Annotated in this window: 15 protein-coding genes; all 15 read left to right on the top strand. The window is 27.0% G+C overall.

Annotated elements, in window-relative coordinates; genetic code table 11:
* Nucleotides 1-259 precede the first annotated feature (259 nt).
* Nucleotides 260-1450: a D-alanyl-D-alanine carboxypeptidase family protein gene (locus AC11VW_RS05550; RefSeq protein WP_484300402.1), complete on the top strand. Its 1191-nt coding sequence runs from the start codon at nucleotides 260-262 to the stop codon at nucleotides 1448-1450.
* 209 nt (nucleotides 1451-1659) lie between these two features.
* A complete protein-coding gene (rpsB, locus tag AC11VW_RS05545; protein ID WP_484300401.1) occupies nucleotides 1660-2373 on the top strand; it encodes a 30S ribosomal protein S2 in 714 nt (237 codons plus the stop codon).
* 69 nt (nucleotides 2374-2442) lie between these two features.
* Entirely contained in the window at nucleotides 2443-3351 is a 909-nt protein-coding gene (gene tsf, locus AC11VW_RS05540) for a translation elongation factor Ts (protein WP_484300400.1), read from the top strand.
* A 206-nt stretch (nucleotides 3352-3557) separates the two neighbouring features.
* Nucleotides 3558-4262, top strand: coding sequence for a UMP kinase (gene pyrH / locus AC11VW_RS05535; protein WP_484300399.1), 705 nt, complete (start codon nucleotides 3558-3560; stop codon nucleotides 4260-4262).
* Nucleotides 4263-4312: 50 nt separating this feature from the next.
* Nucleotides 4313-4870 (top strand): ribosome recycling factor, encoded by a 558-nt coding sequence (frr, locus tag AC11VW_RS05530; RefSeq protein ID WP_484300398.1) that lies wholly within the window; start codon nucleotides 4313-4315, stop codon nucleotides 4868-4870.
* A 2-nt stretch (nucleotides 4871-4872) separates the two neighbouring features.
* Nucleotides 4873-5076 carry a hypothetical protein gene (locus tag AC11VW_RS05525; RefSeq protein WP_484300397.1) on the top strand — a complete coding sequence of 68 codons (204 nt, stop codon included), beginning with the start codon at nucleotides 4873-4875 and terminating at the stop codon, nucleotides 5074-5076.
* Between the two features lie 28 nt (nucleotides 5077-5104).
* Nucleotides 5105-5839 (top strand): isoprenyl transferase, encoded by a 735-nt coding sequence (locus AC11VW_RS05520; RefSeq protein WP_484300396.1) that lies wholly within the window; start codon nucleotides 5105-5107, stop codon nucleotides 5837-5839.
* 12 nt (nucleotides 5840-5851) lie between these two features.
* Entirely contained in the window at nucleotides 5852-6631 is a 780-nt protein-coding gene (locus AC11VW_RS05515) for a phosphatidate cytidylyltransferase (protein ID WP_484300395.1), read from the top strand.
* Nucleotides 6632-6969: 338 nt separating this feature from the next.
* Entirely contained in the window at nucleotides 6970-8292 is a 1323-nt protein-coding gene (locus tag AC11VW_RS05510; protein WP_484300394.1) for a polysaccharide biosynthesis tyrosine autokinase, read from the top strand.
* Complete coding sequence (locus AC11VW_RS05505; RefSeq protein ID WP_484300393.1) at nucleotides 8289-9341, top strand: EpsG family protein; 1053 nt, start codon at nucleotides 8289-8291, stop codon at nucleotides 9339-9341. The genes AC11VW_RS05510 and AC11VW_RS05505 overlap by 4 nt, the downstream gene beginning before the upstream one ends.
* A 16-nt stretch (nucleotides 9342-9357) precedes the next feature.
* Nucleotides 9358-10470 carry a glycosyltransferase gene (locus AC11VW_RS05500; RefSeq protein WP_484300392.1) on the top strand — a complete coding sequence of 371 codons (1113 nt, stop codon included), beginning with the start codon at nucleotides 9358-9360 and terminating at the stop codon, nucleotides 10468-10470.
* A complete protein-coding gene (locus AC11VW_RS05495) occupies nucleotides 10470-11291 on the top strand; it encodes a glycosyltransferase (protein ID WP_484300391.1) in 822 nt (273 codons plus the stop codon). The genes AC11VW_RS05500 and AC11VW_RS05495 overlap by 1 nt, the downstream gene beginning before the upstream one ends.
* Before the next feature lie 73 nt (nucleotides 11292-11364).
* Complete coding sequence (locus AC11VW_RS05490) at nucleotides 11365-13044, top strand: glycoside hydrolase family 55 protein (protein ID WP_484300390.1); 1680 nt, start codon at nucleotides 11365-11367, stop codon at nucleotides 13042-13044.
* An 84-nt stretch (nucleotides 13045-13128) separates the two neighbouring features.
* Nucleotides 13129-14211, top strand: a complete 1083-nt coding sequence (locus AC11VW_RS05485) for a hypothetical protein (protein ID WP_484300389.1) — start codon at nucleotides 13129-13131, stop codon at nucleotides 14209-14211.
* 28 nt (nucleotides 14212-14239) lie between these two features.
* Nucleotides 14240-15069: glycosyltransferase family 2 protein (locus tag AC11VW_RS05480; protein WP_484300388.1), on the top strand; the 830-nt coding region annotated here is incomplete at its 3' end.

Raw genomic sequence — 15069 nt, 5'->3', positions numbered from 1 at the left:
TATACATTCTATTAAAATTATAAGACTTAATAATATTATTGGTAAAATATTAGATAATATAACATCAAACCAATTAGCTATCATTATTAAATTAAATTATTTTAGATTTAATTTAAATCAAATCTAAATTTAAAATAAAACGACCAATATTAGTTAGTAAATAATTACACATATATTATAAAGTCAAAAGGGAAAAAACTAATATAGACTTATTAATCCAAAATTTAAACTAACTTACTAATCTAGGAAGGTGAAGCAAATGAGAAATGGAGTAAAAAGACTAATAATATTAAGTATCATCCTTGCATTTTTAACTCCAAACCTTACGTATGCTAAGGACAATAAGAATGTAGATAAATTTTCAAAATCATCAATACTTATAGATCAAGACACAGGCAGAGTATTATATGAAAAAGACCCAGATGCCAAAAGACCATTAGCAAGCTTAAGTAAAATGATGACCTTTTTACTTGCAATAGAAGCTATAGAAAGTGGAGTTGTTAAAAAAGACGATATAATAACTATAGACAAATCTAGCGCAAAGGTAAGAGGATCAAGCTATCATTTAAAGGAAGGCGAAAAAGTACCATTAATAGAGCTTATGAAAGGACTTATGATAGTATCAGGAAATGATGCTGCCCTAGCAATAGCAAAACATATAGGTGGAGATGAAGAAAAATTTGTGAAGGCAATGAATAAAAGATGTCAAGAAATAGGAATGGTAAACACTCATTTTGTAAATCCAAACGGACTTCCTATATATGATTTAGCTAATCCTTCTAAACCGCCAAAGGAAAATATATCAACAGCAAGAGATATAGCAAAGTTAGGAAAGTATATGTTTGACAATTATGAAAAGGAAGTAGTAAGCATAACTAATATGGAAATATACTGTAATCCTGCTAGAAACTTTCAAAAAAACAACACAAATGCTAGACTACTTAGTATGTTGCCTAATGTAGATGGTATAAAAACAGGGTACACAGGAAATGCTGGATACTGTTTATCTTTTTCTATGATAGTTGAAAAAGATGAAAAAAATGAAAAGCAACATAGACTCATAGGAGTAACACTAGGTGCTAATCACAAAGAAAAAAGATTATCAGCAGCTTTAGGTATGCTTAGATATGGAAAAGAAAATTTCTCTACAAGTAAAGTAATGGACAAAGATAGATTAATAGGTAAGAAGTATATAAAAGGTATAGAAGAATTAGAAGTTAAGCTTATAGCAGATAAAGAACTTTACACAATACTTGGAAAAGAAGAAAACTTAAATTCACAAATTACCTTTAGAGAAATAAGCTATCCAATTAAAAAAGGTGATATAGTTGGAGCAATAAAATACTACACAAATAATGGAGAAATATTAGGAATAGTAAACATAGTTAGTGCTAATGATGTAGATAGTGCATCTTTTAAAACAAAAATAAAAATGATATTCACTGATTAGATAGATAGAATATTGTATATAAATTAGATAAAAGAGCATAAAACTAAAACATATAAAAAATATTGTAATTTTAAAATCAATATGATATACTACTAGAGGTGAAAAAATAAAATATAAATCACACACGACACTGGGATCCTAGGAAGGTGCCCTGGAGGTTTTTCTGGGAGATGATCATGTCGGAGGTATAAAACCAAGGAGGAAATACAATGGCAGTAATATCAATGAAACAATTATTAGAAGCTGGAGTTCATTTCGGACACCAAACAAGAAGATGGAACCCTAAGATGGCTAAGTATATATTCACAGAAAGAAACGGAATATATATAATAGACTTACAAAAGACTGTAAAGAAAGCTGAAGAAGCTTACAGAGCTATGAAAGAAGTAGCAGAAACTGGAAAGCCAGTTTTATTCGTAGGAACTAAGAAACAAGCTCAAGAAGCTATAAAAGAAGAAGCTGAAAGATGTGGAATGTTCTACGTAAATGAAAGATGGTTAGGTGGAATGTTAACAAACCACAAAACTATACAAACAAGAATAAATAAATTAAGAAAATTAGAAAAAATGGAAGCTGAAGGTGTATTCAACGTTCTTCCTAAAAAAGAAGTTATAAAGTTAACAGCTGAAAAAGAAAAATTAGAAAAATACTTAAACGGTATGAAAGATATGCCTGAATTACCAGGAGCAATGTTCGTAGTTGACCCAAGAAAAGAAAACATAGCTATACAAGAAGCTCACAGATTAGGAATCCCTGTATTCGGAATAGTAGATACTAACTGTGATCCAGAAGAATTAGACTATGCTATACCTGGTAACGATGATGCTATAAGAGCTGTTAAGTTAATAACTGCTGCTATGGCAACTGCTGTAATAGAAGCTAGACAAAAGAATGAAGAAGAAGCAACTGAAGACCAAGCATAATCTAAAAATAACAACTGAATGGTAAGGGTCTAAGCCCTTACCATTAATAATATGTAGGAGGTAACCAAAATGGCTATAACTGCACAAATGGTTAAGGATTTAAGAGAAAGTACTGGCGCTGGAATGATGGACTGTAAAAATGCTTTAGTAGAAGCAGAAGGAAACATGGAAAGAGCTATAGATGTATTAAGAGAAAAGGGATTATCTAAAGCTGCTAAGAAAGCTGACAGAATAGCTGCAGAAGGATTAGTATCTATAGAAGTTAATGAAGATAATACGGTTGCTTCTATAGTAGAAGTAAACTCAGAAACAGATTTCGTTGCTAAAAACGAAGACTTCAAAACTTTCGTTAAAGACGCTGCAAAGATGGCTTTAGCTACTGATAAAGAAAACTTAGCTGACTTATTAGCAGAAACTCACTCTGAAGGAATAGCTTTATCTGAAGTATTAAACAACAGAATAGCAACAATCGGGGAAAAGTTAGATGTTAGAAGATTCGTTAAAGTAAGCACTGAAGGACAAGTTGCTGGATACATACATGGTGGCGGAAAAATAGGTGTACTAGTTGAAATGGTAACAACTGCAAGAGATGCACAAGTTGTAACTATGGGTAAAGATATAGCAATGCAAGTTGCAGCTATGAACCCTAAGTACGTTTCAAGAAATGATGTAGACCAAGATTACATAGCTCATGAAACTGATATATTAACTCAACAAGCGTTAAACGAAGGAAAGCCTGCTAACATAGTTGAGAAGATGATCAAAGGAAGATTAGAAAAACAATTAAAAGAAGTTTGTTTATTAGAACAACCTTTCGTTAAGAACCCAGATTTAACTATAAAGCAATTAGTTGCTGAAACTGCTAAAAAAGTAGGAGCAGAAATCGAAGTTGTTAGAGTCGTAAGATTCGAAGTTGGAGAAGGTATAGAAAAGAAAGAAGAAAACTTTGCAGAAGAAGTTGCTAAGCAACTTAAGTAATTATTAAAAGAGAACACTTAAGTGTTCTCTTTTTTTAAGAAAACCATATTTTATTATAAAAAAAGCTTAAATCGAAGAAGAAAGTATGCAAATTTGCATGTTAATTACAATAGATAACAACTATATAGGCTAAAATCTATAAAGATTGTTAAAGATATAGATATATGCAAATAAATTTTAGTTCAAAAAGAGGAGGATTTTCCAATATGAGTAACCCAATGTACAAAAGAGTACTGCTAAAAATTAGTGGTGAAGCATTATCTGGTGATAAAGGTTTCGGTATAAATAACGATGTTGTTAACGAAATCGCTATAGCTATACAAAAAATACAAGCAGTAGGCGTTGAAGTATCTGTAGTTGTAGGTGGTGGTAACTTCTGGAGAGGAAGAACATCAGAAGGAATGGACAGAACTACAGCAGATTACATAGGAATGCTTGCAACAGTAATGAACTCTTTGGCTCTACAAGATGCGCTAGAAAACATAGATGTACAAACTAGAGTTCAAACAGCTATAGAAATGAGACAAATAGCAGAACCATATATAAGAAGAAAAGCAGTAAGACATTTAGAAAAAGAACGAGTAGTTATATTTGGTGCAGGAACAGGAAATCCATACTTCTCAACAGATACAGCTGCAGCTCTACGTGCTGCTGAAATGGAAGCTGAAGTTATATTACTTGCTAAAAATGTTGATGCAGTATATGACAAAGATCCAAAAGTGCATGCAGATGCAGTTAAATTTGATGAATTAACATATATAGAAGTTCTTCAAAAAGAGCTAAAAGTAATGGACTCAACTGCTACATCTTTATGTATGGATAATCAAATCCCAATAAAGGTATTTGAACTTTCTACAGAGAATATAATAAAAGCAGTAATGGGTGAAAACATAGGAACGACAGTTAGATAGTATACAAAAAAATTAAAAATTTAAGATACAAAACATAGGAGGATAAAATCATGAAATTAGAAATACACAAGCAATTAGAAGTTAAAATGAACAAAACTATGGATGCACTTAAGCACGAATACACTACTATAAGAGCTGGTAGAGCAAATGCTCAAATGCTAGACAAAATAAGAGTAGACTACTATGGAAGTCCAACTCCAATAAGCCAAGTAGGAGCAATATCAGTTCCAGAACCAAGAACAATAATGATAAGTCCTTGGGATAAAACTGCTATGAGTGAAATAGAAAAAGCTATAAGAAACTCTGACTTAGGACTTAACCCAACTAACGATGGAAATGTTATAAGATTATCAGTTCCAGCTTTAACAGAAGAAAGAAGAAAAGAATTAGGTAAAAAAGCTCATAAAGTAGCTGAAGAATATAAAGTAAGATTAAGAAATGAAAGAAGAGACGCTAACGACGCATTAAAGAAAATGGAAAAAGACGGCGAAATAAGTGCAGATGAATTAAAGAAAGCTCAAGACGAAGTTCAAAAGATAACTGATAAATTCATCAAAGATGTAGATGCAGCAGCAATCGCTAAAGAAAAGGATATAATGGAGGTATAATATTGGAAAAATATTATAACCTTTTGGGCCTTCATTTAGATGATGTAGAAAGTTTTTTTAAAAAAGAAAATATAAATTACACTATAACACCTATAAAGGGTAGAAAAGACCAAGAAAAACTAACAGTTCCTAAAGTCATAAAAATATCACAAATAGAAGATAGTGTAAATTTATTAATAACATACTTTTCTGACTCCTTAAAATAGGGGTCAGAGTAGTTTTTGGAGGGTATGCATGAATAATACCAATACATATGACATAGATTTAAATAAAGTACCTACTCATATAGCCGTAATAATGGATGGAAATGGTAGATGGGCAAAATCTAAATTCCTACCAAGAACAGCAGGGCATAAAGCAGGAGCTGAAAATATAAGAAGAGTTCTAAAAGAGTGTCAAAGATTAGGTGTAGGAACATTAACTTTATATGCATTTTCAACAGAAAACTGGAAAAGACCTAAACTTGAAGTAGACACACTAATGAACTTATTAGCTACATATCTTAAAAATGAAATAAGAGAACTTCACAAAAATAACGTAAAGATAACAACAATAGGTGATACCGAAAAACTTCCAAAGGCTTGTGTAGAAGAATTAAAAAGAGCATATGAGCTTACTAAATTCAATAGTGGTGTTAATTTAAACCTAGCACTAAACTACGGTGGAAGATATGATATAAAAAATGCTGTAATAGATATAGTAAAAGATACAAAATGTGGTAAACTAGATATAGAACATATAAACGAAGATACTATAAAAAACTATTTAAGCACAAAGTCCGTTCCAGACCCAGATTTAATAATAAGAACAAGTGGAGAACAAAGATTAAGTAACTTCCTACTATGGGAAGCGGCATACTCTGAATTTTACTTCACAGATATACATTGGCCAGACTTTAATGAAGCTGAGCTTCAAAAGGCTATATATGTATATCAAACTAGAGATAGACGGTTTGGCGGAGTTAAGTAAGGAGAATAATTTATGCTTACAAGAAGTATTGCAGGTTTAGCATTAGTACCGCTATTTATAGTCATAGCAATAGGCGGACTGCCATTATACATAGCGCAAACAGTAGTAGTTTTGATTGCCTTATATGAATTTTATAAAGCGTTTAAAGTAAAAGGTATAAGTCCAATATTTAATATAGGATATATATTTACAGGCTATTTACTAATAAAAAATATTTATGGACTAGATATAGGATATACCTGTGCAGTAATATTTATATTATTTGTAATATCAATAATATACTTATTAAAATCTAGCAATGATATAATAGATATAGCTGTAACTTTTTTTGGTATATTTTATGTAGCAACGTTATTAGACCATATAATACTAACATTAAATAATTTCAATTATGGAAGTACATATGTATGGCTTATATTTGTAATATCTTTTGCTACAGATACATTTGCATATTTTAGTGGATATTTATTTGGTAAGCATAAGCTAATCCCAAAAATAAGTCCTAAAAAAACAATAGAAGGAAGCATTGGAGGTATATTAGGAAGTACAATTTCTTGTATACTATTTGCATACATATTTAAACTACAAATGTTACCACTAGTAGTTATAGGTAGTTTAGGAAGTATAGTAGCCCAATTTGGAGATCTATTTGCATCATCAATAAAAAGATATGTTGGAATAAAAGACTATGGAAAATTAATACCAGGACATGGTGGTATATTAGATAGATTTGACAGTGTTATATTAGTAGCACCGTTTGTATATTATGCAATAATGTTTTTTATAAAATAGAGGCTTTTTCGAGATAGATTTTTTAGTGATCTACAGATTAAGATAAAATATGATTCTTATATTTTATCTCTTCGCTGGGTCACTTTGAAAAATCTAGATTTCGAAGGGCCTTTTTTTATAGTACATAGGAAATTATATTCATTTTAAAACTGTCAATAAATATAATTTTCGTATATGTGCTTCAAAAAAGTAAAATAAAAGGAATAAACTACCCATAATATTTAATATATCTTAGATATAGCTAAATTAATATGCAATTATTAAAAAATAAACGAAAGTCAAAACTATGGAAGGAGATAAAAATAAATGTCAAATGGATAGAGGGGAGAATTTTAATAATGGATTTAGAATTTAAACAAATTTTAATCCTATTGAAAAAAAGAGTATGGGTATTATTAATCAGTATTATGCTATTTTTCATATTAGGAGTTACAATATCTACATTTATAATACCTCCAACCTATAAAAGTGATGTAAAACTAATAGTATATAGTAACAAACAACAACAAGATAGACTAATAAGTATATCAGATATAGAACTCAACAGTAAACTAGGAGAAACCTATAGTGAAATAGTGAAATCTAAAAATGTATTAGAAAATATAATAAAAGAATTAAAATTAAATATTTCATATAATGATTTATATAATAATATTCAAATAGAAAATATTAATCAAACAGGAATAATAAAAATATCAGTAAAAGGAAAAGAAGCAAATACAGTTCACAAAATAGCTAATGAAATACCAAAAGCACTTAATAAAGAAATAGATGAAATATTTAGTATACAAAGTATATCAATAATTGAAAATCCAGATATAGCTAAAAAGCCTATTTCACCAAACAAGGCTCTTATAATTTTTGTAAGTTGTGTAATGGGTGGATTTATAGGTTTAACTTCAATATTTTATTATGAATACCTAGATAAAAAAATAAGATACAAAAATGATATAAGATCAATAGAAGGAATAGATATAATAGGAAAAATTACAAAGATAAAATATAAAAACCAATCTAAAGAAAAAATCAATCCAAGTAACTCAAATATAAACTCTAATTTTGAAGAAATATATAAAGAAATAATAAAAAATATAGAATTTTCAAATATAGATAAAAAAATAAAAACCATATTACTAACAAGTTTTAACAAAAAAGAAGGAAAAACCTTAATAGTATCAAATCTAGCCATATCATTATCCAAACTTAATAAAAAAATATTATTAATAGATTTAAATTTAATTAATCCTAATATAGATAAACAACTAAATATAGAAAATATCAAAAATCTATTAAACTGTTTAGTAAACCATGAACCAATAGAAAAGTGCATAGTTAAAACATATATAGACAATATGGATGTATTATTAGCAGGAGATACTTCATCTAAAACCTCAGAAATATTAAATTCATGTGCAATAAAAACCATAATCAATCAATTAAAAGAGAGCTATGATTATATATTAATAGATAGTCCTGCTATAGATGAATATGAAGATGCTGCTATAATATCCTCATATATAGACAGCGTAATAGTTATATGTACAGACAAAAAAGTGAAAATATCACAACTATTAAAAATAAAAAATAAACTAAATATACAAGAAAAAAATATCATAGGAATAATATTTAATAAAGTAAAAAGTTCGAGGAAAATAAATTGATATTTTACATATTACCAATAGTAGTAGTAATCATCTCATTTTGTGATTATATACAAAACAGGCAAGTAAGAAAATTAATATTATCAATAGTACTAATAGGCTTAGTAATATTTTCGACATTTAGAAATACATCAATAGATTCATTTTATGGTAATGATACCAATGAATATATAAAATTTTACAATAGTTCTTATTATAATAACAATAAAGATTTTGAATTAGGATATAGGACATTAAACTTAATAATACACGCATTTACTAACAATCCTATATACTTATTTTTAATAATGTCATTACTTACAATGTATTTTTTTTATAAATATATAACCTACTACACAGAAAATGAATTTATAGCAATATTAGCATATATATGTATATTTTATTATATACGAGATTTGAGTCAAATGAGAGCAGCCATGGCCTATGCAATAGTCATATATTCTACTATTTATATAGTAGAAAAGAAAATTATGAAATTTATGCTTTTCTCAATTATAGCAACAACCATACACTTTAGCTCAATAGTTGTAATATTTATATATCCACTATCTAAGTTAAAATTAAAAAGAAAATATTTATATATAATCCTATTTATTTCATTATTAATGACAACTATTAACTGGATGGAACCATTTTTAAGTTTAATAAGTAATTTTTATAGTAATAAATATATGAGAAGCTTTACTATATATACAACTTACTATGGGGCAAGAGGTATAGATGCAAAATTTTTATTATATCTAATGATAGCACTTATAAGTGTATATATAAAAGATTTTGAAAGTATAAAATCTGAAAGATATGAATTAAATTTGTATATTTTTGTATTTGGAATATTTGTAGCCTGTATATTCAATAGAAGTGAAGTCATATCAATAAGATTATCAGAACTATATATAACGTCCTTAATAATTACAATATCTTACTTCAAAAATATAACAAAAAATAAATATCTTAATTTAACATTTCACACCTTAACCTGCTGGTTTTTAATCACATATAACATATTTTTTATACAAAGCTTATCGCAATATGGCATACTTTATTAGAATGGAGACAAAAACAATGAATAAAATAAGAATACTTTATATTGTATCGAATTTAAAAAGATGTGGTCCAATTAATATATTGTATAACTTAATAAAATATATAGATAAAGAGAAATACAAAATATATATAGTATCTTTATCACCTGAAGTAGAAAATACTAGGATAAAAGAGTTTGAAGCATTAAATTGTAAAATATATAACCTACAATTAAATAGAGTGAAAACAATATTAGCCAAGAAATATATACTAAAAATAATAAAAGAAAACAATATAGAAATAATACATTCACATGGATTTAGAGCAGATATAATAAACAGTAAATTTAAAAAATATAAGACTATATCAACACTTCATAATTATCCATATTATGATTACACCATGGCATATGGAAATCAAATAGGATTAGTAATAACTAAAATACATTTAAACGTATTAAAAAAGATAGATATTGTATGTGGATGTTCAAAATGCATAAAAGATATGCTATACCAATATAAAAGAATAGATATTGATTATATACAAAACGGAGTAGACGATGAAATATTTAAACCTACTAATGAAAATGAAAAAAATAAAATAAGAGAAAAGTTAAACCTCCCAAAGGATAAAATCATATTTATAGTAACAGGAGAATTTAATTTTAGAAAAAATACCTCTATAATAATTGAATCCTTTAATCTTAGAAAAAATAATAATGAGATATTATTATTTCTAGGAGATGGAAAACTTTTAGAAACATCAAAATCAATAGCAAAAGAAAATCTAAATATAATATTTAAAGGTAGAGTTAAAAATGTAGAAGATTATCTAACATGTAGTGATTACTACATTTCAGCATCATTAGCAGAAGGCTTACCAAACTCAGTACTTGAGGCCTTAGCAACAGGCATACCTTGTATATTATCTAAAATACCACCTCATGAAGAAATTTTAAACAATACAAATCAAATATTTAATCCAAATGATAAAAAAGATCTACTAAATATAATTGAATATACAACAAAACAAGACTATAAAGAGTTAAGACAAGAATCCATATTAACGATAGATAAAAAACTAGATGCAAAAACCATGGCAAAAAACTATTCATCACAATATCAACTATTAAAAGAAGGTTGTGAGAGTTAATGAAATTTTCAGTACTAATATCTATATACAAAAATGAAACACCAGCATTTTTAGATGAAGCATTAAATAGTATATTAAATCAAACAAATAAACCATCAGAAGTAGTGCTAGTAAAAGATGGACCATTAACTAAAGAACTAGATGATATTATAGAAAAACACAATACAAATAATAAAGATTTATTTAACATAATACAACTTGATGAAAATGTAGGCCTAGGTAAAGCTCTAAACATAGGTATAAAAAACTGCAAATATAATATAGTAGCAAGAATGGATTCAGATGATATTTCAACACCACAAAGATTTGAAAAACAATTAAAAGTATTAAAAAAGAATAAAAATATAGATATTGTAGGTTCATATATAGGTGAATTCTCAGCATCATTAGACCAAATAGAAAAGATAAGAAAAGCTCCTACAGAATATAGTGAAATAAGAAAATACTCAAAACGAAGAAACCCATTAAATCATGTAAGCATAATGTATAAAAAACAAGCAGTATTAGAAGCTGGAAACTACCAACATTCACTATACACAGAAGACTACGACTTGTGGGTGAGAATGTTCATAAAAGGATATAAAGCAATCAACATACCAGAAGTACTTGTAAAAGTAAGATGTGACGACAACACATACCAAAGAAGAGGAGGATTTAAATATATAAAATCAGAATATAGCCTTCAAAATAGATTTTTAAAATTAAAATATATCAACTTATATGAATTTATAACCAATCTATTTTTAAGAATAGGCGTAAGGATTATACCTAATAAATTAAGAAAAACAGTATATAGTAAATTCCTTAGAAGTGAGCAATAAATATTTACTATATATTCATGGTGCAAGATAAATATAGCAGTCAAAAATAGATATCAAAAGGAGCCGACATAAAATGATATATATAAATGTAAAAGATTTTGGTGCAAAAGGTGATGGAGTTACAGATGACTATGCAGCAATACAAAATGCAATAAATAAAGAATCCACAGATAAAAAGCCAATATATATACCAAGTGGAATATATATAATTTCCAAAACACTAACATTAAAAGATAAAACCCAAATAATAGGAGATGGACCTTTTTTAAGTATAATAAAATTAAAAAATAGTGTAGATGTGGGTATAAAATGTCAGCTAAATAGCGATGTAACTAAAGGTATTAGTATAAAAAACTTACAAATACTAGGAGATTTTAGTAATCCAAGTATAAATCAAACAGCAATATATTTAGAAAACTATCATTATTTATGTACAGTAGAAAATGTAAGAATTGCAGATGTAAACAAAGGAATATACATGACCAATTCATGGTATGCACAAATAAAAGACATATCAATAATGAATGTAAAAGAATATGGAATAGAAATATATCAAAAATCAATGAGTGAACAAGTAAATGCACTACCTCTTACAAATATACAACAAGATGGAGGTAATACTGCAATATATGCCCACTCAGCAGATGGAGTAATTGGAAGAGGACTATATATATCAAAATCAACATTTGAAAACACAAAAAAAACAGCAATAATTATAGAGCACATGGGAAATACATCGATAAGAGATTGTTATTTTGAAAATAACTACCTTGATACAAAAGATACATTAACATGGCAAACACCTACAGAAATAAAAATAGTAAATAATAAATGGGCATCACAAGTTAATATAGATAACATAACAATTGCACAAGGTGGAAATTTTGTCACAGAACAATCATGCAATATTTATATAGGAGGAGAAGCTTCCGTAAGTTTATCTAATATAGATATTTCATACTATAAGGCAGCTATAAGAAACTTCAAATGTGGCATATATAGTGAAACAACATACCCAATAACTACAAAATCAGTTCATATGACAGATGGTATAGAACTTATAAAAAAGGGTGCCTACACAATAGCAGGGAATGATTTATCAAACACAATAGACATAAGTACATCTTGTGAAAATTTAATTAGAAACTCAAACTTTAGATTTGGAACTGGATTTTGGGATGTAGCTAAAACTTGGATGTGGAATGTTGAAAATGTAAGCGAGAATATAATAAATATGTCAATCAATCAAGCAAACCTAACAACAGAAGTATGGTCAACGTTAAGCCAAAAAATTATAAACCCAGGAACTAGTGAATTTATGCAATGTGGCATAGATATAATGACAGACAACAAAGATACTTTAAAAGGAAACGATGTAGTATTAGACATATCAGGATATAAATCAGATGGAAGTAAGGAATATATATACTCAACATATATAACACCTTTAGTGAATAATCAATGGATTAGTAATCATATAGTCTTTAAAGTACCAAGCTATATAAAATCAATAAAATATTCAATAATATTAAATCAAAATGGATCAATAAAAATAAGAAAACCATACCTAAATTTAGGATACGTAAGACCTATATACAGCTGTAATAGCCATGCAAGTAAAGTTAGACCAACCATAAAAAATAACGTAATGATCGGAGAAATATGCTTAAGTGATAATCTAGGCTCAAACAAACCTGTAGGATGGATATTCTGTAGTGACAGTATATGGAGAAGTTTCGCGAATATAATTTAAATAAAAAAGTAAAATGTAGGATAGAGTGCAAACTTATATTTAAGCTCTATTCTATGTTTGACTTAGTTTTAAGGAGGAATGCTTATGGAAAATATAAATATTTTTGATAAAGATGGTATAGATAAAATAACTTATGCTAGATTTAGAAACACTTACATACCATTAATAAATAAAAATATAATATGTAATTCACTATATCTAGATAATGATAAAAACTTAATGATGAATTTATATAAAAAGATGGTAATTACTTTAGTAAAATCTATCAACACTAAAATTTTTTACAAAGAAATTATAAAAGTAACTTTAGATAAAAAAATATTGAATCAGTTAAAGAAGCTAGAGAATTATGCTTATAGTAGTATTTATATTGGAATGGAAAATATAAGTAAAAGATTTACACTACAGCTATTTGATAAAGTTGGCAACACCATTGGCTATGCAAAAGTTGCGAAGTCAAATATATACGCTAAGCAAATATGTAAAGAAGTTGACAACTTAAACTATTTAAATAGCTTGCAGTTAGAGTCTGCAAAAATACCTAAGTTAATCTTATTTGATGAAAATAATAAAATGTTTATACAAAGCACTGAAAAAGACTTGAAAGAGGACAATGGTAATATAAGTATGAAGCATATTGAGTTTTTAAGTGAATTATATAAAAAAACTAATAAAAGCCATAATCTAGAAGAAAGTGAAATTTATGAGCACATAGTTAACATAGAGGAAAAAATCAATAATGAAGAAATAATATCGCTAGCAAAACAATTATTAAAAGTAATAAACCTAAAAACAATTCAATATAGCTATGCCCATGGAGATTTTTATGATCCAAATATAAAAAATCATAAAGATACACTATTTATTTATGACTTTGAAAGCTCAAAGCAGTATCCAATTTATCATGATTTATTTCATTATATATTAAATGAAAATTTAATAAACAAAAGAAAAAATAAAGAAAGGTTACTAAAAAATGTACTTATAAATAATAACTATATAGATGAATTTGAAATAAGAAATAAAATTGATAAAAACATAAGAAAAGATATGCTAATCATATACTTATATGAAATTATATATGAATATGCAATAAATTTAAAATTAAATCCAAATGAAGAAAGAGTAATTATAAATTACATAGAGGCACTTAAAATATTAATATAAATAAAACATATTAAGATTGGGGGTAGTCATGAATATAGATATAAGTATAATAATACCTGTGTATAATATGGAAAACTACATAAATCAATGTCTAGACAGTGTATTTAATCAAACACATAAAAACATAGAAGCAATAATAATAAATGATGGATCTAGTGATAATTCAGAAAATATAATAAATGAATATAAGAATAAATATAAAAATATAGTATATATAAATCAAGAAAACCAAGGTTTATCAGCCTCAAGAAACATAGGAATAAAAAAAGCTAAAGGACAATATATAATGTTTTTAGATAGTGATGATTACATAGAAAAAAATTGCACAGAAATACTTTACAACCAAGCAATAAAAACTAATTCAGACGTAGTCATAATGGGACATAAAAAAGTATATGACAAAGACTCAGCAAAACTAAATGAAGAGAAAAAATATGAACAATATAAAGATAAAATATATAAAGGAAAAGAAATTGCAAATCTTATGATAAATTTAAAAATAGGAGGATATGTATGTGACAAACTTATCAAAAGAGAAAATCTAGAATATAACCCATTACAATTTGAAAAAGATAGATATATAGAAGACTTTTATCCAGTATTTAAACACATATATAATTGTGAAAAAGTGACCTTTGTAAATCAAATATTATACAACTATAGGCAAAGAGAAAGTTCTATATCAAATAGTATAAATATAAAATTAATAAATGACTACGTTCATGCAACAACTAATATTATAAAATATATAGATCAAGAAAAATATTTTAAATCGGATGATATAATTACATTCAAATATAATTCATTTAGAACTGTAATAAACTTATTAAATAGATATTATAAAAAAAGTCATAAAAT

The organism is Romboutsia sp. (assembly GCF_056995035.1).
This window is presented reverse-complemented; position numbering and strand designations above follow the sequence as displayed.